Below are 20,856 nucleotides of genomic sequence, written 5' to 3' on the forward strand. Positions count from 1 at the left end.
TCGACTAAGTCAGTACAAGTTAGATAACTTGAACTTCTTCAGCTTGCATGCCTTTCTGACCGCGGGTAGCGATGAAAGAAACCTGTTGGCCTTCTTTCAGGCTTTTGAAGCCGTCGGATTGGATAGCTTTGAAGTGAACGAACAGGTCGTCACCGGATTGTGGAGTGATGAAGCCGAAGCCTTTTTCATCGTTGAACCACTTAACGGTACCAGTTTGGCGATTAGACATGGTGTATCTCCTTGGACAAAGTTAACTGCGACTCAGGAAAAGCCCTGGCCGAGACTGAGTGCAAAGAGCAGGAAAAATTCTTGGAGATGGTTGGATCGAAATTCAACATATCGTGTAGAGATTCTCAGTGACACAAGCAGCACAGTGGCGCCACCTTAACCCTTTTTCCGGAACGTGCCAATGGTATTTCCGAAGGTTTCTCTATTTTCGTGACTGGCGGTGGTATTTACAGTCAACCCTGACGGCAATCCGGGTCCCGGCCCCGCTGGCTGCGGCCTATAGACAGCAGCCTATTCAATAAGAAAACCCCTGCGGCCTTTGAACCCCAACGCCGGCCCCGGTAAGATGGCCCACAGTTTTTTCTACCTCGCTATTCAGGACACCGCCATGAGCATCAAATCGGACAAGTGGATTCGCCGCATGGCGCAGGAACACGGCATGATCGAGCCGTTCGTCGAGCGCCAGATTCGTGGCGAAGGCGACGAGCGGGTGATTTCGTACGGGGTTTCCAGCTATGGCTACGACGTGCGGTGCGCCGATGAATTCAAGGTGTTCACCAACATCAATTCGGCAATCGTCGACCCGAAGAACTTCGATGAGAAGAGCTTTGTCGACGTCAAGAGCGACGTGTGCATCATCCCGCCAAACTCCTTCGCCCTGGCGCGTACCGTGGAGTTCTTCCGTATTCCCCGTGACGTGTTGACCATCTGCCTGGGTAAAAGTACCTACGCCCGCTGCGGCATTATCGTCAACGTGACGCCGCTTGAGCCGGAGTGGGAAGGCCACGTGACCCTGGAATTCTCCAACACCACGACCTTGCCGGCGAAAATCTACGCCAATGAGGGCGTGGCGCAGATGCTGTTCCTGCAGTCCGACGAAGCTTGCGAAGTGTCCTATAAAGACCGCGCCGGCAAGTACCAGGGCCAGCGTGGCGTTACGCTTCCACGCGCTTGATCGAAAGCTCGTACCGGTAAAGGGAATTAGTCTGCGCAAAGTGACTCTATCTAGGTGTACTGCCTCGGCGCGTGCAAAACGCGCCGGGCCACGCTTGAGGAGTACCTTATGAAGATCGACCCGCGAATCAGCGCAGAACTTGCCCGGCTTGAACCCAACCAGATTGGCGTTCTGGCCTGGTCCCTGATGGCCAATCCCGCCCATGCCGGCGGCATTCCGGGCCAACCCGAACCCGATTATCCACAGCCTACCGAACCCGGTGAGCCGACCCTGCCAGACGAGCCGCCACCGGCACCTGTCGCCTGATACCTGGATGGCCGGTCAGCACTTCACTGAATCGGCCAGACCGCGTGATCGCCGATCACAAAGATTCGGCGGTCATCGTCCTGCTCCACGGCATACCCGCCCGTAAATGCGCCAAACGCTGGCAGCAGGCTGACCCGTGGGCCGATCTGGAAGCACGGTAAGCGCAGACGCTGGCGCCCTTTGCCGCGCAGGTGATACACGGGGTGCACATGCCCCGCCAGCACGTGATGGGTGGGGTGGCTGTCCGGTTCATGTTGCAAGGCGAAAGGGCCCATCAGCAGCGGCTCAGGGACCACCTCGATCCTCAAGTCCCCAGGGGGATCGCCCGCACGTTTATCGTGATTGCCGCGAATCAGGGTCATGACCAGTGTCGGATTGCGTGCACGCCAGGCCCGGATCGCGCTGAGGGTGCCGCTGGCGTGGGAGCCAGGCCCGTGTAGGAAGTCGCCTAGAAAGATCAACTGCGTGCAAGGCAGGGCCGCTATCAGCTTGTCCAGGCGTTGCAGATTGGCCGTGGTGGTGCCCTGGGGCACAGGTTGCCCGAGGCTGCGGTAGGCCGATGCCTTGCCAAAATGCGCATCGGCAACCAGCAGGCATTGGCGGGCGGGCCAGTACACCGCCTTATCGGCCAATAACCACAGATCTTCGCCTTCCACTGTCAGAGCACAATGCATCAACCTTTTCCCTTGTCCGCGACTTTTTCCAGATCCTTGACCATCCGCGCAATGCGTTCCGAGAGTTTTTCCGAACTCATGCTCTCACGCATGCGTTCCACCAGCAGCGGGAAGGCCAGGGGCGTAGGCCGTTGGATCTGGTGCAAGTCGAGCTTCAATGCCGATAAATGGCTTAAGGTCTGTTCCAGCCGACGAATATCCAACTCATCGCGCAGCACTTCTTCACCTGCCTGGGCCAGCAGCAGGTTCTGCGGGTCATATTGTTTGAACACTTCAAAGAACAAACCGCTGGAGGCCTGTACCTGTCGCGTACTCTTTGGCGCGCCGGGATGCCCTGCAAACACCAGCCCGGCAATGCGCGCAATCTCGCGAAAGCGGCGCAGGGCCAGCTCGCCGGCATTGAGACTGGCGGCCACGTCGTTGAGCAAGTGCTCGGGGCTCAGCAATGCTGCATTCAGCAACCTTGGCCAGTGCACCTCGGTAGCGCTCAATAGCTCCAGGCCATAATCATTCACGGCAATCGAAAAGGTCAGCGGCTGCTGTTGGCTGACGCGCCACGCCAGCAAGCTCGCCAGCCCCAAGTGCACCTGGCGCCCGGCGAAGGGATAGAGAAATAGGTGCCAGCCCTCCCGCGATTGCAAGGTTTCAGCCAGCAAATTCTCCCGTGTCGGCAGGCCGGACCAACGCAGCTGGGTTTGCAGCAACGGTTGTACCGCCTGCATCTCCGGGCCGTCGAAGTGCCCCTGCGCCGCGGCGTCAAAACGCTCGATCACCGCCTGGGCCAGCTCGTTTGAAAGCGGCATGCGCCCGCCATTCCAGCGGGGCACGGCGGCTTTTTTGGCGTTACTGCGGCGCACATAGGCGGTCATGTTTTCGACCCGTACCAACTCCAGCAAGCGCCCGGCGAACAGGAAGCCATCTCCTGGCTTGAGCCGGGCAATAAAACCCTCCTCGACACTGCCCAGATGCTTGCCGCCGCCGCCTTTGCTCCAGAATTTCAGCTGGATACTGGCATCGCTGACGATGGTCCCCACGCTCATGCGATGGCGACGCGCCAGGCGTGCGTCCGGGACACGCCAGATGCCGTGCTCGTCGGGCTCTACACGGCGGTAATCCGGGTACGCGGTGAGTGACAGGCCGCCGTGGCGCACGAACCCCAGAGCCCAGGCCCAATCCGCGTCGGTGAGGTCGCGATAGGCCCAGGCGCCGCGCACTTCCGCCAGCAATGCATCCGGGGTAAATCCGCCGCCCAGGGCCATGCTGACCAGGTGTTGTACAAGCACATCCAGCGGTTTGCGCGGCGATTCCCGCGCTTCGATGCGCCGTTGGGCAATCGCCTCCTGGGCCGCCGCGGCTTCCACCAGTTCCAGGCTGTGTGTCGGCACCAGTGTCACCCGTGATGGCCGCCCGGGCGCATGGCCGGAGCGCCCGGCGCGCTGCATCAGCCGCGCCACGCCCTTGGCGGAACCGATCTGCAGCACCCGTTCTACCGGCAGGAAGTCCACGCCCAAGTCCAGGCTTGAGGTGCACACCACCGTCTTGAGCTGGCCGTCTTTCAAGGCGCGCTCCACCCAGTCCCGGGTTTCCCGCGATAACGAGCCGTGGTGCAGGGCAATCAATCCAGCCCAGTCCGGGCGGGCGTCGAGTATCGCCTGATACCAGATCTCCGATTGTGCCCGGGTATTGGTAAACACCAGGCAACTGCTGCTGGCCTCCACCTCGGCGACCACTTGCGGCAACATCTTCAAGCCAATATGCCCGGCCCAGGGAAAACGCTCGGTGACGGGCGGCAACAAGGTGTCGACCCTCAATTCCTTGGCTGTTTGCCCCTGTAGATTGACTCCGCCACCCTGTGGCACCAGCACTTCCAACGCGTGGGCCTGGTTACCCAAGGTCGCCGAGATGCCCCACACCATCAGCTCAGGATGCAAGCGCCGCAAGCGTGCCAGGGCCAGTTGCAACTGCACGCCGCGCTTATTGCCGATCAGCTCGTGCCATTCATCCACGATCACCATGCGCAGGTGCGCCAGGCTCGTCTCACTGTCGGCCCGTGCGAGCATCAGCGTCAGGCTTTCCGGGGTGGTGACCAGAGCGGTGGGTTGGCGGCGGGTCTGGCGTGCGCGCTCGCTGCTGCTGGTGTCGCCGGTACGCAGGCCCACGCTCCAGGGAATTTGCAGGGCGTCCAAGGGGGCTTGCAAGGCGCGTGCGGAGTCGGCGGCCAAGGCACGCATCGGCGTGATCCACAGCACCGTCAGCGGTTCTGCGGGCGGTTTACGCTTGCTCGTGGCGGGCGGGCGGGTGATGGCGAAACGGTTGAGGGCGGCAAACCACAAGGCATAGGTTTTACCTGCGCCGGTGCTGGCATGCAGCAACCCCGACTGGCCAGCCTTGACCGCTGCCCATACGTTTTTCTGAAAGGCGAACGGTTTCCAGCCTTTGGCGGCAAACCATTGTTTGGCGAAATCGTGGGTTTTTGCCATTCGGCAACTGACGCTCTGGCGGGCTTAGTTCAAAGACCTCTCAGGCACCGCCGACGTTCAACTGCCTAATGCCAGTCAGTTAAGCGGGAGCGTTGCACTGTGGCGAGGTAGCTTGCTCCCGCTGGACTGCGCAGCAGTCCCAGTCTTTTTGAACAAAGAGCGGGGCCGCTTCGCGCCCCAGCGGGAGCAAGCTCCCTCGCCACAGCAAGCTCGCTCCTACTTCAAACTGCCACTTAGAAATTGCTGCAGGCGCTCGCTTTTCGGATTGCCCAGCACGTCCTCCGGGGGGCCTTGCTCTTCCACCAGGCCCTTGTGCAGGAACAGCACCTGGCTTGAGACCTTGCGCGCAAAGCTCATTTCGTGGGTCACCATGATCATGGTGCGGCCTTCCTCGGCCAGGCCCTGAATTACCTTCAACACTTCACCCACCAGTTCCGGGTCGAGGGCCGAGGTGGGTTCATCGAACAGCATCACCTCCGGCTCCATGGCCAGGGCGCGGGCAATGGCTACCCGCTGTTGCTGGCCGCCGGACAGGAACGCCGGGTACTGATCAGCTACACGTGCCGGCAGCCCGACCTTGTCCAGGTAGCGACGGGCGCGGTCTTCGGCGTCTTGCTTGCTGCACCCCAGCACGCGGCGCGGGGCCATGGTGATGTTTTCCAGCACACTCATATGGCTCCACAGGTTGAAGTGCTGGAACACCATCGCCAATCGTGTGCGCAGGCGTTGCAGCTCGGCATCGTCGGCCACGCGCATGCCGTGGCGGTCGCTGACCATGCGGATTGTCTGGCCGTCCAGGGTCATGGCGCCATCGTTGGGGGTTTCCAGGAAGTTGATACAGCGCAGGAAGGTGCTCTTGCCCGAGCCACTGGCTCCGATCAGGCTGATCACATCACCGGTCCTGGCCTTGAGCGACACACCTTTGAGCACTTCATTGTCGCCATAGCTTTTATGCAGGCCTTCAACGGTCAGTTTGTACATGGGGCGTGCATCCTCAAGGCGAAAGTAGATAGCCGCTGCGGTAGGCCTGCGTGCCGGCGATATGGCTGATGACCATGCCGGCAGTGGCCATGCGGCGTAGTGAGCGGGCGTAAAGCAGGCCCGCGTGCTGACAGTGCACGGGCGTTACGCGGTCAGTAATAGGGTCGATGATTTCGGCAATCAGTTGCCCAGCCTCCAGGTATTCACCGGGCAGGGCGCTGAACACCAGCAGGCCGCCCACCGGGGTTGCCACTGGCTCCACGGCCGCCAGCGGCGTCGCCGGGTAGGCCAGAGCGGGCAGTGGCGCCAGGTCGCCGCTGATGGCGCCGAAGTGGGTCAGGTAATCGAGGATGGCCTGGCAGTCCAGGGCGGCCAGGCCATGGTTTACATCGCCTTGGCCGCGCAATTCGACGGTTACCGAAAAGCTGCCCATGGGGATCGGGAAGCGCTCGCCAAAACGTTGCTGCAACTGCCACCACAGCAGGGTGAAGCACTCATCGAAAGACTGCCCGCCGGAATCGGTGGCCAGCAGGTTGGCCTCCGAGCCGAGGTAGCGTGCCAGCGGTTCCACCCGCGGCCAGGCTTCGGGGGTGGTGTACAGGTGCGCCACGGCTTCGAAGTCGCAATGCAGGTCCAGCACCATGTCGGCATCACAGGCCAGGCGTTGCAGCACCAGGCGTTGGGAGTGCAGTTGGGTCGAGGCGCTTTGCGCGGCCAGAGCGGCGGCCAGTGCGGTACGGATCAAACCGGTGTTGTGCTGGGGATCATCGCCCAGCAGGCCTTCGACCTGGTTACCGACGTCGTCACTGAGGTCGACAAACCAACGATTGAAGTTCTGCCCGCTTTCCAGTTCGTAGCGGCCCAAGGGGACGTCCATCAACACTTGTTCGAGGCCCACCGGGTTAGCGACGGGCACCAGCACGATTTCGCTGCGCAAACGGCCGGCCGCCTCCAGCTGGGCCAGGCGCGCTTTGAGATGCCAGGCCACCAGCATTCCCGGCAATTCGTCGGCGTGCAGCGATGACTGGATGTAAATCTTGCCTTCGGCCTGTTCCGGGCCGAAGTGGAAGCTGTGAATCTGTCGCGCCGTGCCTGGCAGCGGCGCAAGCAGATCATGTCGCTGATGTCGCATGCAGCTCCTTAATGGCTCGGCCCGAGGAAGGCCAGCCAGCGGCGCTCCGCCAGGCGGAACAGGCCGACCAGGGCAAAGGTCACCGCGAGGTAGATCAGCGCGGCGATGCCGAACGATTGAAAGGTCATGAAGGTGGCGGAGTTGGCGTCCCGTGCCACCTTGAGGATGTCCGGGATGGTCGCGGTAAACGCCACCGTGGTCGAGTGCAGCATCAGGATCACTTCATTGCTGTAGTAGGGCAACGAGCGGCGCAGTGCCGAGGGCATGATCACATAGGCGTACAGCTTCCAGCCGCTGAGGCCGTAGGCCTTGGCCGCCTCGACTTCGCCGTGGGCCATGCTGCGGATCGCCCCGGCGAAAATCTCCGTGGTGTAGGCGCAGGTGTTGAGGGCGAAGGCCAGAATGGTGCAATTCATTGCATCGCGAAAGAACGCATCCAGCACCGGCTGAGCGCGCACTGCCGCAATGCTGTAGATGCCGGTGTAGCAGATCAACAACTGGATATAGAGCGGCGTGCCGCGAAACAGGTAGGTGTAGAACTGCACCGGCCAACGCACCAGGCGCTTGCGCGAGACGCGGGCGATGGACAGCGGGATCGACACCAGGAAACCGATGACGAGGGCGGCGCTGAGCAGCCACATCGTCATGGCCAGTCCGGTGATGTGCTGGCCATCGCTGTAAAGGAAGGGGCGCCAGTATTCCTGCAACAGTTCGATCATCGCACTGCCTCCCGGGCGCCTGCGGAGTAGCGACGTTCAAGACGGCGCAAGACAAAATTGGAGGCGCTGGTGATCAACAGGTAGATCAGCGCGGCGAGTACCAGGAAGTAGAACAGTTGATAGGTGCTCTTGCCCGCGTCCTGGGCCGCCTTGACCAAGTCCGCCAGGCCAATGATCGATACCAGGGCGGTGGCCTTGAGCATCACCATCCAGTTATTGCCGATGCCCGGCAGGGCAAAGCGCATCATCTGCGGGAAGGTCACGTAGCGAAACCGCTGACCGCGCTTGAGCCCGTAGGCGGTGGCGGCTTCCAGCTGACCACGGGGCACCGCGAGGATCGCGCCGCGAAACGTCTCGGTGAAATAGGCACCGTAGATAAAGCCGAGGGTAATCACCCCGGCGCTGAAGGGGTCAATCTCGATGTATTCCCATTCCATGAAGTCGGTGAAGCCGCTGAGCCAGGTCTGCAGGCTGTAGAAAATCAACAGCATCAGCACCAGGTCGGGCACCCCGCGAATCAACGTGGTGTAGAGCTGGGCGGGGATACGCAGGAATGGCAGGCTGGAGAGTTTGGCGCTGGCGCCGAGCAGGCCCAGCAAGACGCTGACGGCCAGGGACAGCACCGACAACTTGATGGTCATCCAGGTGCCTTGCAGCAACAGCGGGCCGAAACCCTTCAAGCTGAACGCGCCCAGCCCGAGGGTTTGCAACAGATCTTCGAACATAAATCAGGACCTATGGCGATAAGAAAGCGCCCCGGAGAGGCAGGGCGCCCCAGGCATTATTTGCCGCTGTACAGGTTCAGATCGCCAAAGTGTTTTTTCTGGATGGTGGCGTAGGTGCCATCATCGTGTAACGCTTTGATACCTTTATCCAAAAGGGCCTTCAGCTCAGTGTTACCTTTTTTGATACCGATGGCAGTTTTCGACGGCAGCAACGGATCGTCGATGGCAGCGCTGACTTCGTAGCCGGCACCGGCTGGCGACTTGAGAAAGCCCAGCTCGGCTTGCAGCATGTCCTGCACGGAAGCATCAAGGCGTCCGGAGGTGAGGTCAGCGTAGACCTGGTCCTGATTGGCGTACGCCTTGGTGGTCACACCGGCTTTATCCAGCACGGCCTTGGCATAGGCTTCCTGAATGGTGCCTTGCTCGTAGCCTACGGATTTGCCCTTGAGGGACTCGGGCGTCGAATACCCTGCGCCTTTCTTGAACACCAGCGAAGTCGGACCGGAGAACAGTTCGCTGGAGAAGTCGATCGCCTTCTCGCGCACCGGGGTCACGGTCATGGAAGAAATCACACCGTCGAACTTGTTGGCTTTCAGGCCGGGAATCATGCCGTCAAAGTCACTTTCGACCCACTTGCACTTGACCTTCAGCTCCGCGCAGATCGCATTGCCCAGGTCGATATCGAAGCCCACCAGGCTGCCGTCGGCGGCTTTGGATTCGAACGGTGCGTAGGAGGGGTCTACACCAAAACGCAATTCCTTGTATTCCTTGGCGCTGGCAACACCAGCAGCCATGCACAGAGCCAGTGCAGAAAGGGTCAGCAATGCTTTTTTCATTAGGTAATCCCTGGAAACCAAGATAAGCGCTTTTGGCGCGTTTAGGACTGTTACTGAGCGGTGTCAGACGGATCACAAGTAGCAATTTCTGCACCATAGTTCCGGATGGGCTTTTTAAAAGGTGGGATAAGGCAAGGCTGAGCGTAGGAGACGCCCGAAAATGGGCATCAAAAAATGGGTGCACTGTTTCAGGTCGTGTGGAGATTCCAATGTGGGGCTTGCTCCCGATAGCAGTGTGTCAGTCAATACATGCTTGGCTGACAGCCTGCTATCGGGAGCAAGCCCCCTCCCACAGGGATTTATGTCAAGTCAGTAGGTCTTGCAGTGTGGCAAGGTTGTCAGCTTCATCCACCGTCTTATCCTGCCGCCAGCGCAACATCCGCGGAAACCGCACCGCGATCCCGCTCTTGTGCCGCTTGGACAGGGCGATACCCTCAAAGCCCAGCTCAAATACCATGCTTGGCGTCACACTGCTGACCGGGCCGAATTTTTCCACCGTGGTTTTGCGCACGATGGCGTCCACCTTACGCATTTCTGCGTCGGTCAAGCCGGAGTACGCCTTGGCGAACGGCACCAGGGTGCGCTCGCTGCCCGGCGGGCCATCCCACACCGCGAAGGTGTAGTCGCTGTACAGGCTGGCGCGCCGGCCATGGCCACGCTGGGCATAGATCAACACGGCGTCGACGCTGAAGGGGTCGACTTTCCACTTCCACCACAGGCCCATGTCCTTGGTGCGGCCCACGCCATAGAGGCCTTGGCGATCCTTGAGCATCATGCCCTCGACACCAAGGCTGCGCGAGGCTTCGCGCTGCTCGGCCAACGCTGTCCAGGTCGGCCCCTCGAGCAGTGGTGAGGGCAGCAACACGGGTTGGTTACACTGAGCGATCACGCGTTCCAGCTGTGTGCGACGCTCAGCCTGGATGTGGTTGCGCCAGTCATCGCCCTGAAATTCCAGCAGGTCGTAGGCCAGAACCGCGACCGGCGCGTCCTCCAGGACTTTTTTGCTCAGGGTCTTGCGGCCAATCCTCTGTTGCAGCAACGCAAAGGGTTGCACCGAGTCTTTCCACACCACGATTTCGCCATCGATCACCGTGCCGTCGGGCAGGCCACTCACCAGGCTGTGCAGCTCGGGGAAGCGCTCAGTCACCAACTCTTCGCCCCGGGACCAGATCCACAGGCGCCCCTCGCGCTTGACCAGTTGCGCGCGAATGCCATCAAACTTCCATTCCACCTGCCAATCGGTGGGCGACCCGAGCAGCGTGTCGAATTGCTCCACCGGTTGCGCCAACCCATGGGCAAGAAAAAACGGATACGGCTGCCCACCTCGTTGCGCATGCTCGTCGGATGATTCGGCAGCGATCAGCTTGAGATAGCCCGCAGCCGTCGGGCGATTCGACAAGTCGGTGTAGCCCACCAACCGCTGGGCCACGCGCTTGCTATCGAGGTCGGCCATGGTGGCAAGGGCGCGGGTGACCAGCAGCTTGGACACCCCGACGCGGAAGCTGCCGGTGATCAGCTTGATGCACACCATCAGGCTCGGCTGGTCCAACTGCGCCCAGAGTGCCGGCAGTCGTTCGGCCAGGTCCATGGGCGAAAGCCCACGCAGTGGCAGCAATTTGTCTTCCAGCCACACCGCCAGGCCGTCCTCGGAGCTGTAGGTTGATTCGGGTAGGAGCAGGGAAATCGTCTCGGCCAAGTCACCCACTGACTGGTAGCTCTCCTCGAACAGCCAGGGTTCGATGCCGGCCGCTTCGGTGGCCATGTCCCGTAGCAGGCGCGTGGGCACCAGTTGCCGCGGCCGTCCACCGGAGAGGAAGTACACCGCCCATGCAGCATCCGCTGGCGGCGCTTGCAGGAAGTAGGTTTGCAGCGCCGCGAGCTTGGCATTGCTGGAGGTGGTGGCATCGAGGTTGGCGTACAACTCGGCGAAGGCTTTCATGCCGTAGCCTCTTCTTCGTCGTCACCGTACTCGGTGGTGAAACCCTGGGCGTCCAAGCCCTTTTCCCGCAGATGACGGACCAGCACGCCGACCGAGCCGTGGGTAACAATCACCCGTTCGGCACCAGTTTGTTCAATGGCCCATAACAGTCCGGGCCAATCGGCGTGGTCCGACAGCACAAAGCCACGGTCCACGCCACGCCGCCGACGGGTACCACGCAGACGCATCCAGCCACTGGCGAAGGCGTCGCTGTAGTCGCCGAAGCGGCGCATCCAGGTGCTGCCGCCGGCGGAGGGCGGGGCGATGATCAGTGCTTGGCGCAACAGCGGGTCGGTCTTCTTGAAATCGCCGGCATACAGCGTCTCGGGAATGTAGATGCCGGCTTCACGATAGACCCGGTTCAAGGGCTCGACTGCGCCGTGGCTGAGGATCGGGCCGATGCTGGCGTCGAGGCCATGGAGAATGCGCTGGGCCTTGCCGAAGGAGTAGCAGAACAACACGCTCGCCTTGCCGTTGGCGATATTGGCCCGCCACCAGTCGTTGATCCCCGCGAAAATCTGCGCCTGGGGCTGCCAGCGGTAGATCGGCAGGCCGAACGTGGATTCGGTGATAAAGGTATGGCAACGCACCGGTTCAAACGGCGCACAGGTGCCATCGGGTTCAACCTTGTAGTCCCCGGACGCTACCCACACTTCGCCCTGGTATTCCAGGCGCACCTGGGCCGAACCGAGCACGTGCCCGGCCGGATGAAAGCTCAAGGTCACGCCGTGATGCTCCAAGCGTTCGCCGTAGGCCAGGGTTTGCAGGTTGATGTCCTGGCCCAGGCGCCAGCGCAGGATGCCTTCGCCTGGGGCGGCAGCCAGGTAATGCTGGTTGCCGGTGCGCGCGTGGTCGCCATGGGCATGGGTGATCACGGCGCGCTCCACCGGACGCCAGGGGTCGATATAGAAATCACCTGCAGGGCAATAGAGGCCTTCGGGGCGGGCGATGACAAGGTCCATGGGGTTGCCGTGGGCAATGGGCTTGTTAGTTATGAGGCGGGGCTGGGTGTAGAAGTTCTATCTGAATGCATGGGATCCAAATGTGGGAGGGGGCTTGCTCCCGATAGCAGTACTTCAGTCAATGAATGTGTTGACTGTCACACCGCTATCGGGAGCAAGCCCCCTCCCACATTTGGATTCGGTTTCTGCTGGGAAAACCGGGTTACTTGCCAGGCGTCAGGGTCAATCTGGTCTTGCCATACACCTTTTCAAAGTTCTGCGGCTGCATCGGGAAACTCAGGTATTGCGCCTTGAGCGATGGGTCGATGCCGTTGGCATAGTTCGGGCTCGCCGGGTTGCCTGATTGGCCGATGCCACCCTGGCCCAGCATTGGTTCCGCCAGGCCGAAGTCGATGATCATGCGCAGCGCCGGCACCTGGGTGGTGTCGAAATCCTGGCCCCAGCTGTACGGTGCCGGGTTCAGGGTGTTGTGGTCGCCACCGCTGGCAAAGGGGCCGCGGATAACCTGGCCGTGAGTGTTTTTCCAGCGGGTGCTGTGCAGCTTGCCCCACTGCCAGGCCTTGTGATCGGCGCCCAGTTGGCTGTCGCCGTTGCTGATGGCGGCGGCGAGGGTGCGGGCCAGGATCGCGGGTTTGTCCTCTTTTTGCGGTGTGCGCGTGTCGTCCCAGAACGGGCTGTCTTCACGCCCCAGCAAATGATCGGCGATGGCCGAGTAGGACAGGCTGGCGTTGCTGACGAAGGCGTTCCAGCTGGGGCTGTTCTGCGGGCCGAGTTTGTCGAGGAAGATCTGTTTGGCACTTTCCTGCAGGAACAGCTCGTAGATTGCCGCGTCAGCCGAAGCAGGCGCAAGACGGCCATCGAAGGCCAGCAGGCGGTCCAGTGCTTCGCGAGCCTTGGCGCGATCCGCCGCCGGGAGGGCGTCGATGGCCTGCTTGAGCGGCTGGGCCATGCCTGGCGCCTGGAACATGCCCTTGAGCTTGGCGGCGAAGGTAGTGGTCTGGTCGTACTGCATGGCGATCAGGCTGCGGCTGTCATGCTTGCCGGCATTGGCCAGTTGCGCCAGGCGCTCGCTACGTTCCGGTGCGTCCCAGGAGTTGGACAACTGCATGCCGTAGCCACGCGGCGCAGTACGCTGGTTGGCGGTGCCGATCCAGCCTTGGGCCGGGTCCTGGTCGTAGGGGTGCAGCATTGCGTCGGCGTAGCCGTCCCAGTCAAAGCGCGTATCCCAGCCAGGCGATGGCAACAGGCCTTCGCCTTCGCGGCGGTTGGGAAAGCGGCCGGTGACCTGCCAGCCGATGTTGCTGGCGTCGGCGAAGATCATGTTCAACGCGATGGCACGGATCTCACGGGTGGCATCTGACGCCTTGCCGGCGTTCTGCGCACGGGACAGGTCGAAGAACGCGTCCAGGCTCTTGTCGTCCTTGAAGTCGGCGGTTTGCAAAGCCAGGCCAAGCCCGCTGGTAAGCGCCTGGCTGCTGTTGAGCAGTACGCCGTGGCGGGTTTCGTACACCACCTCGCGAATCGAGCGCTGACCCTTGATGAAGAAAGTTTCGTTACGCACGCCGGCCGGTAGCCATTTGCCGTTGTTCTCGTAGTACAACGCGCTGCCCTGGCGCTTGACCTTTTCCAGGAACAGGTCCTGGGTGTCGCCCTTGACCGCGCTCATGCTCCACGCAACCTTGCCGTTGAAGCCGGACAGCAGGGTCGGCAGGCCGGCGATTGAAGCCCCGACGGCCTGGTATTTCGGTGCACGAATCTGCACGTAGCTCCACGGTGACGGCGCTTGCGGCCAGGCGGCGATAGCATTGGCCAACAGGCTCTTGCCGCTGCGGCTGCGTTGCGGCCCGATGGCCCAGTTGCTGGACGTGGTGACCGCCAGCGCGTTGAGGCTGTTCAATTGCTGGCTGACCGTGTCCAGGCCGGCGAGGCCGGTGATCTGACCCAGGTTCACGCCCTTGAGCTTGTCGGCTTCGGCCTGCGGGATCGCTTCGTCCGGCGCACTCGGAGTGAGCCAGGCGAGTTTGTCGATGCCGACTTTTTGCGCCAGCACCAGGGACGAAATTTCTTCCTGCAAGTTGCCCGACTGACTGAAATTCAGCAGGCAGAACAGCAGCGCCGAATCTTCCGGCTTCCAGTACTCCGGTTTGTAGCCGCTCTGGGCCAGGTCCGCCGGCAGTTTGTCGCGATAGCGGAACAGGTAGGCATTGACGCCCCGGGCATACACCTCAAAGAAACGTTTGAGGCGCGGCGACGAGGAGTTGTACAACTCGCCCGCGCTTTTCTTGAGGTTGACCGCACGCATGAAACGGTCGACATCCAACACTTGCGGCCCGGACATTTCCGCCAGGCGACCCTGGGCCAGCAGGCGCAGCGTGACCATCTGGGTGATGCGATCGCTGGCGTGCACATATCCGAGGCTGAACAGTGCGTCATGGAAGGTGTTGCTTTCGATCAGCGGCATGCCCTGGGCATTGCGGCGCACCGACACATTTTGTGCCAGGCCTTTGATCGGCTGTACGCCTGCAACGGGGGGAAGGGTGTCCTGGGTGCTCTGGAGCTGGCAACCGGCCAGGCCCAAGGCACTGGCCACTGCCGCGGCAACGCCGAACCGGGGAATAAAGTGTAAGAGGGCTGGCGAGGCCATGGCAAAGCTCCTGCGGGGGGTAGCGTCAGTAAAGGCGCTACGTTAGTGAGCGCGGCGAAACGACGCAAGCGGGAGTTGTGTAATGCCTTGTAGGAGCGAGCTTGCTCGCGAAAAACGTTAACGATAACGCGTGTCTTCTGAATAAACGCGGCGCCTATGGGTTTTTCGCGAGCAAGCTCGCTCCTACAGGTATATAGGGCTTGCCCCTCCCACATTTTGGTCTTCAGTGTGGCTTATGCACCATGGCACTTTTTGAATTTCTTCGCACTGCCGCACGGGCAAGGATCGTTGCGACCCACATCCTTCAAGGCATTGCGCACGGGCTCCTGGTGAGCGTGGCCGCAGTTCGGGCCATGGACATGGCCGTGGTCGTGATCATGGTGCTCATGCTCGTGGTTGCAGTCAGGACCATGGACATGGGGTTGCTGAGTCATCGATGTTGCTCCGGAATAAAATCGCCGGGGATTATCTCGCCATTGTGCGCGACCTGCACGTCATTACCGATGAATAATCCGGTTTTCAACTCGCCTTCCAGGCGATAAGGCACAGGCGTGTCGGAATTTTTCAGCATCTGCACCACGTCACGCACCTGCGGCCAGAGGTTGGTGCGTACCGAAACCCGGAAGAACTTATGACTGCGCGGCGGTACGGTCAGCCATTCGTTGGACTCGCCCTCGGTCAGCAGCAGGTTGCCCAGGCTGATCTTATAGACCAGGCCACGCACCGTCAGGTCGGCGTCGTCGCGGTTGTCTACGCGAAAGTACAGCTTGAACTTCTGCTCCAGCAGCTTGGCCCGCACCACTTCGACCTTGACCAGGGACACGTGGGGCGGGGGCGAATCGTCTTCGAACCAGGACGCGCAGCCGGTGAGGCCCAGGGTCAACGCCAGCATCAAGCTGTACATCCGAAGCATGGCGTTATCCCTTTCAAGTGATTAGAGGTAGCTGGAGCAACACTTCTTGAATTTCTGACCACTGCCACACAAACATACATCATTACGTCCGAGCGTCACGTCCACTGTCGGATCAATGAAGTACCAGCGCCCATCATGCTGTACGAAAGAAGATTGTTCGCGGTGGCTGTGCTCACCGGTGCTGTCATGCCAGCGTGCCGTAAAGGTGACGAAGGCGTGTTCCGGCTGGCCGCCGAACACTTCTGAGCTTTCCACCTCAAGGCCCAGCCAGGTGCTCTGGGCGCTCCAGGCGGCAATGGCTTCGCGGTCCAGTCCGGCCTGTTGGGCGGGCAGGGTAGTGGCTACCAGGTAATCGACCAGGCCCAGCACGTAGGCGCTGTAGCGCGAGCGCATCAATGCGCTCGCGCAGGGTGCCGGGTGGCCGGCGTGATAGTGGCCGCAGCAGGCATCCAGCAGATTGCCGCTGCCGCACGGGCAAATGGATGTACTCATCGGGTTACCACCAATACTTTCCGAAGTTTTCCGGGTTGGCCCAGAAGCGGGCGTTGAGCCAGTCCGGCACCTGTTTATAGTCAAGCAGATCATAGGTAAACAGCGTCAGGACCTGCTCATCACGCTGGAAGCGTTCGCCGGCTTGAAGGGCCAGGGAGAAGAAATCGGTTTCCTTCCAGTCGCAGGCGCCCAAGTCGACCAGCACCGCGATCCGGCTGGCATTGAGGTTTCTAATACCGCCCAGAAGCGTGAGACCTTGGGGCTTGGGCAAGTGTTCAAGGCAATCGACTACCAGTGCCAGATCGAAACGCTGCGTTGCCAGTTCAGCCGGCAGTGGCCCAGGTGCCGCGACACTGACGTGCACATCAGGGTGCGCCGTTTTAAATGCCTCCAGCGCCGGAAACTGGCTGGTGCCCACTAACAGCAGGCGTTTGGGTTGGTGCAGGTCGAGCAGGGCAGCCAGGGCTTGCTGGGGTGTACGGGTAGAAATGCCAGCGGTCATTGCAGATCCTCACATCAGGACCGTAGAGACTAGCGCGGCTGGACGTGGGAGCCTAGGACATTGCGGTCAAGGGCAAGAGGGCTTGTACCGTATCTGCGTAAGTTTTTTGATCCTTCACTGGCAAATCGCCGGTAGAAGTCGTTACTGTGCGCTCAAAGAAAAATTTGAAAACACTCAGGAGCCCCATGATGCGTAAGGTTTTTCTGTTGGCCCTGTTGGTCAGCCCCGTTGCCCTGGCCCAGAGCGTCAGTGTCGAAACCAACTCGTTGATGCGCCTGCCCAGCAGCACCAGCGTGCTGCAACTGGAGCGCCTGGAGGTGGCGGACTACGGCACTTTGCTGATTCCGTCCACCATCAGCCAGGTCACGGTGGATGAGCTGCACCTGGGGCGCGACGCACGCATCGCCATTGTCCCCGGCAATACTGCGTTGCAAATGCAAGTGCGCCAGGCGCAACTGGAGCACGGTAGCCAGATCACTTCACGCGGGGCCCCCGGCACCCATGAAAAACCGGCCAAGGCCGGGCGTGACCTGATCTTGCGGATCAACGACCTTAGTGCTGAAGAATTGTCCGTGGACGCCCGCGGCGGTGCCGGTGCCCAAGGGTATGCGGGGCTCGATGGTGCCAACGGCGAGGACCCGGGATGTACCTGGGGTTCGGCTGGGCGCGGGGCCAACGGTGATAACGGCGGCGACGGTCTGCCGGGTGCTTCGGGGGCGAGTGTGCGGTTGGAGCTGCCGCAAGACTTTCCCGGCGACAAGATCAAGGTCTGGGTTGATGGTGGCGCCGGCGGTTTGGCCGGTATAGCGGGCAAACCCGGGAAGGGGGGGCAGTCGAAGGGGTGCCTGGTGTACCGTGCTGATGGCGGCGACAAGGGCCGGGCCGGGTTGGAAGGGCAGCCGGGGCCGGCTGGGCCTGCAGGCTCTGTGACTATTCAGCGGCTTTGAGTCGCCTGGTCTGACCCCTATCGGGAGCAAGCCCTCTCCCACATTTTGGAATGCATTCCAAATGTGGGAGGGGGCTTGCTCCCGATGGCGGCCTGACAGCCGACCAGAGTGTTGGATCAGACCGAGTACATATCCGTTATTTGGGCAACGGCCACTATTGGTTCCGCTTTTACAGCCAGCCCTTTCAAGGTCTTTGCCTAAATCGCGTCCTACGCCAATTCCAGGCTGAAATTAAGAAATAAACGAGTTGAATTTGGCTCAGCCAGCATCTCTTTTGGTCAAAAAACGATCATGTTTTGGGGCTTTTTCCAAAGACCTTGAAAGGGCTGGCTTTTACAGCGGGTCACTTTGAAAAGCGCAAAGTAACCAAACGCTCTTGCCCCACCACTCGGCACCTCGCTTAGGCTCGGTGTGCCCGTAATCCGCCATGGATTTGGGGGGCCGCCGCCACGCGCCATCCATGGCGCGGGGCGGCTAAACCGGCATCCCTGCCGGTTTACCCCCCAAATCCCTGTCGAACTCCGGCCAGCGTGGTTTAACGGGGCGCCTGAGATCAAAAGCAGATCAAGATCAAGAGCGGCTCGCTTCGCATCGTGAGTTGTGTAGATACCTACGCCCCGATAGCGATATAAGCGCGCCTCAGAACATCGGCCGAGCCGAAGCGATCGCCACCACTACCAACCCCACGATCAAATTAATTCCCACCAACCTGCGAATCTGCCCCAGCGCAGCCGCGCCCGCCGGCCAATCCTCAGCGGCCACCGCCTTGCGAAGCTCCGGGAACTTCAACGCCTGGATGCGGATAAACAGCGCCGTCATCACCAGATACAAACCCATCATCACCTGCACATAGCGCGGTGCTGTCTCAAATCCGTTGAAGCGCAGGTGCAAAAGGCCTATGCCGCTGATCGGCAAAACCAGCACTGTCACCCATACCCATACGAAAAAACGTTGAAACACATTCGCCCACAGCTTGAGCCGGGCAGGGCCCTCAAGGGCCGCCATGGCGGCGGGGCGCAGGATCATCCAGGCGAAAAACATACCGCCGACCCAGATCAGGGCAGCCAGTACATGCAGGGTGTAAGCGAAGCTAAACGCGGTCATTGTGGTACTCCGTTCTGCGCGGGATTAATTAGCGGGGTATGATAGCGGCCGATCCGAACCACTGAAAATTTATCCAGCGTTTTTTGCGCCCGACTATCCATGATCAGCACTGAACTCAAAACCACGATCCAGGGCGCCTATTCGCGTTTTCTCGAAGCCAAGAGCTTGAAACCGCGCTACGGCCAACGCCTGATGATCGCCGAAGTGGCAAAAGTCCTCGGGGATATCGACACCGACGACGAAGGTCGCCGCGAGGGTGAGCCCGCGGTCGTGGCCGTCGAGGCCGGCACCGGTACCGGCAAGACCGTGGCCTACAGCCTCGCCGCGATCCCCACCGCCAAGGCCGCCGGCAAGCGCCTGGTGATTGCCACGGCCACCGTCGCCCTGCAAGAGCAGATTGTCTACAAAGACCTGCCCGACCTGATGCGCAACAGCGGCTTGAGCTTTACCTTCGCCCTGGCCAAGGGGCGTGGCCGCTACATGTGCCTGTCCAAGCTCGACGTCCTGCTGCAGGAAGGCCACGCGCAAACCGCCACGGCGTCGCTGTTCGAGGAAGAAGGCTTCAAGATCGAAGTCGATGAAGCCAGCCAGAAGCTGTTTACCAGCATGATCGAGAAACTGGCCGGTAATAAATGGGACGGCGACCGCGACAGCTGGCCCACCGCCCTGGAAGACTCCGATTGGGCGCGCCTGACCACCGACCACAGCCAGTGCACCAACCGCCATTGCCCCAACTTCGGGCAATGCGCCTTCTACAAGGCGCGCGAAGGCATGGGCAAGGTCGACGTGATCGTCACCAATCACGACATGGTGCTGGCCGACCTGGCCCTGGGCGGCGGCGCCGTGCTGCCCGATCCGCGCGACACCCTTTACGTATTCGACGAAGGTCACCACCTGCCGGACAAGGCCATCGGCCACTTCGCCCATTACACACGCCTGCGTTCCACCGCCGACTGGCTGGAAACCACCGCCAAGAACCTTACCAAGTTGCTGGCCCAGCATCCGCTGCCCGGTGACCTTGGCAAGCTGATCGAGCAGGTGCCGGAACTGGCGCGCGAGATCAAGACCCAGCAGCAGTTCATGTTCAGCGCCTGCGAACAGGTCGCAGACTTCAAGCCCGGTGAAGACGTCGAGGGCCGTGAGCGCCCGCGCCATCGCTTTGTCGGTGGGATGATTCCCGAGCATATGCGCGAAATGGGCATCGAGTTGAAAAAGGGCTTTTCACGCCTGACTGACCTGTTCACCCGTCTGACCGACTTGCTCAAGGAAGGCATGGATGGCGAGGTCAATATCGGCATCGCCAGCAACCAGGCCGAAGAATGGTACCCATTGTTCGGCAGTCTGCTGTCCCGCTCACAGGGCAACTGGGAGCTGTGGACCGCCTTCACCGTCGAAGACCCGGAAGACAACCCGCCGATGGCCCGTTGGCTGACCCTGTCGGAAAGCGGTGCGCTGTTCGATATCGAGGTTAACGCCAGCCCGATCCTGGCCGCCGAAATGCTGCGCCGCAACCTGTGGAACGTGGCCTACGGCTGCCTGGTGACCTCGGCCACGCTGACCGCCCTGGGCACCTTCGACCGCTTCCGCATGCGCGCCGGCCTGCCGAAAAAGGCTGTTACCGCCGTGGTGCCGAGCCCGTTCCATCATGCCGACGCCGGTGTGCTGCGGGTGCCGGACCTCAAGGCCGATCCTCGGGATGCAGCGGCGCATACGGCGGCGATCATTCGCGACCTGCCGTCGTTGGTGGAAGGCTCCCGCGGCACCCTGGTGCTGTTCTCGTCGCGCAAACAGATGCAGGACGTGTTCGATGGCCTTGACCGCGACTGGCGCAAGCAGGTGTTTATCCAGGGCAACCTGTCCAAGCAGGAAACCCTGAACAAGCACAAGGCGCGGGTCGATGGTGGTGATTCCAGCGTGCTCTTCGGCCTGGCGAGTTTTGCCGAAGGCGTGGACTTGCCCGGGGCCTACTGCGAACACGTGGTGATCGCCAAGATCCCGTTCTCGGTGCCCGATGATCCGGTTGAGGCCGCGCTGGCCGAATGGATCGAAGCCCGGGGCGGCAACCCGTTCATGGAAATCTCGGTGCCGGATGCTTCACTGAAGCTGGTGCAGGCCTGCGGGCGCTTGCTGCGTACCGAGGAAGACCGGGGCACCATCACCTTGCTCGACCGACGCCTGGTCACCCAGCGCTATGGCAAGGCTATCCTCAATGCGTTGCCGCCGTTCAGGCGCGAAATTTCTTAAGCCACCGTGGGCGAATTCGCCCACTTCGTGGTCT

General features: G+C 61.2%; 20 protein-coding genes. 4 read left to right on the forward strand and 16 right to left on the reverse strand.

The genetic code is table 11. The annotated features are described in order from the left end of the window. Nucleotides 1–19 precede the first annotated feature (19 nt). Nucleotides 20–229: a cold-shock protein gene (locus QYQ93_RS07470; protein WP_002554837.1), complete on the reverse strand. Its 210-nt coding sequence runs from the start codon at nt 227–229 to the stop codon at nt 20–22. A gap of 387 nt (nt 230–616) precedes the next feature. Here QYQ93_RS07470 and dcd point away from each other — a divergent pair, with 387 nt between their 5' ends. Next, nucleotides 617–1,183 (forward strand): dCTP deaminase, encoded by a 567-nt coding sequence (gene dcd, locus QYQ93_RS07475; protein WP_003189215.1) that lies wholly within the window; start codon nt 617–619, stop codon nt 1,181–1,183. 108 nt (nt 1,184–1,291) lie between these two features. Beyond that, nucleotides 1,292–1,489, forward strand: coding sequence for a hypothetical protein (locus tag QYQ93_RS07480; RefSeq protein WP_005785769.1), 198 nt, complete (start codon nt 1,292–1,294; stop codon nt 1,487–1,489). Between the two features lie 23 nt (nt 1,490–1,512). Here QYQ93_RS07480 and pdeM read toward each other — a convergent pair whose 3' ends face one another. The 14 genes from pdeM to QYQ93_RS07550 form a co-directional block, all read right to left on the reverse strand. Continuing rightward, nucleotides 1,513–2,163 (reverse strand): ligase-associated DNA damage response endonuclease PdeM, encoded by a 651-nt coding sequence (pdeM, locus tag QYQ93_RS07485; RefSeq protein ID WP_338476633.1) that lies wholly within the window; start codon nt 2,161–2,163, stop codon nt 1,513–1,515. After that, entirely contained in the window at nt 2,163–4,643 is a 2,481-nt protein-coding gene (locus QYQ93_RS07490; RefSeq protein WP_338476634.1) for a ligase-associated DNA damage response DEXH box helicase, read from the reverse strand. The genes pdeM and QYQ93_RS07490 overlap by 1 nt, the downstream gene beginning before the upstream one ends. 216 nt (nt 4,644–4,859) lie before the next feature. Next, entirely contained in the window at nt 4,860–5,624 is a 765-nt protein-coding gene (locus QYQ93_RS07495) for an ABC transporter ATP-binding protein (RefSeq protein WP_338476635.1), read from the reverse strand. A 13-nt stretch (nt 5,625–5,637) separates the two neighbouring features. Further along, nucleotides 5,638–6,756, reverse strand: a complete 1,119-nt coding sequence (locus QYQ93_RS07500) for a succinylglutamate desuccinylase/aspartoacylase family protein (RefSeq protein WP_338476636.1) — start codon at nt 6,754–6,756, stop codon at nt 5,638–5,640. 8 nt (nt 6,757–6,764) lie between these two features. Then, nucleotides 6,765–7,475: an ABC transporter permease gene (locus QYQ93_RS07505; RefSeq protein WP_043049643.1), complete on the reverse strand. Its 711-nt coding sequence runs from the start codon at nt 7,473–7,475 to the stop codon at nt 6,765–6,767. Then, complete coding sequence (locus QYQ93_RS07510) at nt 7,472–8,200, reverse strand: ABC transporter permease (RefSeq protein WP_057021932.1); 729 nt, start codon at nt 8,198–8,200, stop codon at nt 7,472–7,474. The genes QYQ93_RS07505 and QYQ93_RS07510 overlap by 4 nt, the downstream gene beginning before the upstream one ends. 56 nt (nt 8,201–8,256) lie before the next feature. After that, nucleotides 8,257–9,036: a transporter substrate-binding domain-containing protein gene (locus QYQ93_RS07515; RefSeq protein WP_043049645.1), complete on the reverse strand. Its 780-nt coding sequence runs from the start codon at nt 9,034–9,036 to the stop codon at nt 8,257–8,259. A 304-nt stretch (nt 9,037–9,340) separates the two neighbouring features. Continuing rightward, nucleotides 9,341–10,975: an ATP-dependent DNA ligase gene (locus QYQ93_RS07520; RefSeq protein WP_338476637.1), complete on the reverse strand. Its 1,635-nt coding sequence runs from the start codon at nt 10,973–10,975 to the stop codon at nt 9,341–9,343. Next, a complete protein-coding gene (locus QYQ93_RS07525; protein WP_338476638.1) occupies nt 10,972–11,976 on the reverse strand; it encodes a ligase-associated DNA damage response exonuclease in 1,005 nt (334 codons plus the stop codon). Before QYQ93_RS07525 ends, QYQ93_RS07520 begins: the two co-directional genes overlap by 4 nt. Nucleotides 11,977–12,178: 202 nt before the next feature. Beyond that, on the reverse strand, nt 12,179–14,620 hold the full coding sequence (locus QYQ93_RS07530; RefSeq protein ID WP_338476639.1) for a penicillin acylase family protein: 2,442 nt from the start codon (nt 14,618–14,620) through the stop codon (nt 12,179–12,181). Between the two features lie 233 nt (nt 14,621–14,853). Then, a complete protein-coding gene (locus tag QYQ93_RS07535) occupies nt 14,854–15,054 on the reverse strand; it encodes an SEC-C metal-binding domain-containing protein (protein WP_043049649.1) in 201 nt (66 codons plus the stop codon). Continuing rightward, entirely contained in the window at nt 15,051–15,533 is a 483-nt protein-coding gene (locus QYQ93_RS07540; RefSeq protein WP_124399640.1) for an LEA type 2 family protein, read from the reverse strand. Before QYQ93_RS07540 ends, QYQ93_RS07535 begins: the two co-directional genes overlap by 4 nt. Nucleotides 15,534–15,554: 21 nt before the next feature. Continuing rightward, complete coding sequence (locus tag QYQ93_RS07545) at nt 15,555–16,025, reverse strand: YchJ family protein (protein WP_124399641.1); 471 nt, start codon at nt 16,023–16,025, stop codon at nt 15,555–15,557. Between the two features lie 4 nt (nt 16,026–16,029). Further along, nucleotides 16,030–16,527, reverse strand: coding sequence for a DUF6231 family protein (locus tag QYQ93_RS07550; protein WP_124411693.1), 498 nt, complete (start codon nt 16,525–16,527; stop codon nt 16,030–16,032). A 188-nt stretch (nt 16,528–16,715) separates the two neighbouring features. Between QYQ93_RS07550 and QYQ93_RS07555 the strand changes: the two genes are divergently transcribed. After that, nucleotides 16,716–17,474, forward strand: coding sequence for a hypothetical protein (locus QYQ93_RS07555; RefSeq protein WP_043049653.1), 759 nt, complete (start codon nt 16,716–16,718; stop codon nt 17,472–17,474). Nucleotides 17,475–18,113: 639 nt separating this feature from the next. Here QYQ93_RS07555 and QYQ93_RS07560 read toward each other — a convergent pair. Beyond that, nucleotides 18,114–18,578, reverse strand: coding sequence for a CopD family protein (locus QYQ93_RS07560; protein ID WP_043051578.1), 465 nt, complete (start codon nt 18,576–18,578; stop codon nt 18,114–18,116). Nucleotides 18,579–18,677: 99 nt separating this feature from the next. On the opposite strand from QYQ93_RS07560, the gene dinG reads away from it, so the two are divergent. Next, on the forward strand, nt 18,678–20,822 hold the full coding sequence (dinG, locus tag QYQ93_RS07565) for an ATP-dependent DNA helicase DinG (RefSeq protein WP_014717263.1): 2,145 nt from the start codon (nt 18,678–18,680) through the stop codon (nt 20,820–20,822). Nucleotides 20,823–20,856 lie beyond the last annotated feature (34 nt).

It is taken from the genome of Pseudomonas khavaziana, assembly GCF_036704165.1.
Classification (GTDB): domain Bacteria; phylum Pseudomonadota; class Gammaproteobacteria; order Pseudomonadales; family Pseudomonadaceae; genus Aquipseudomonas; species Aquipseudomonas khavaziana.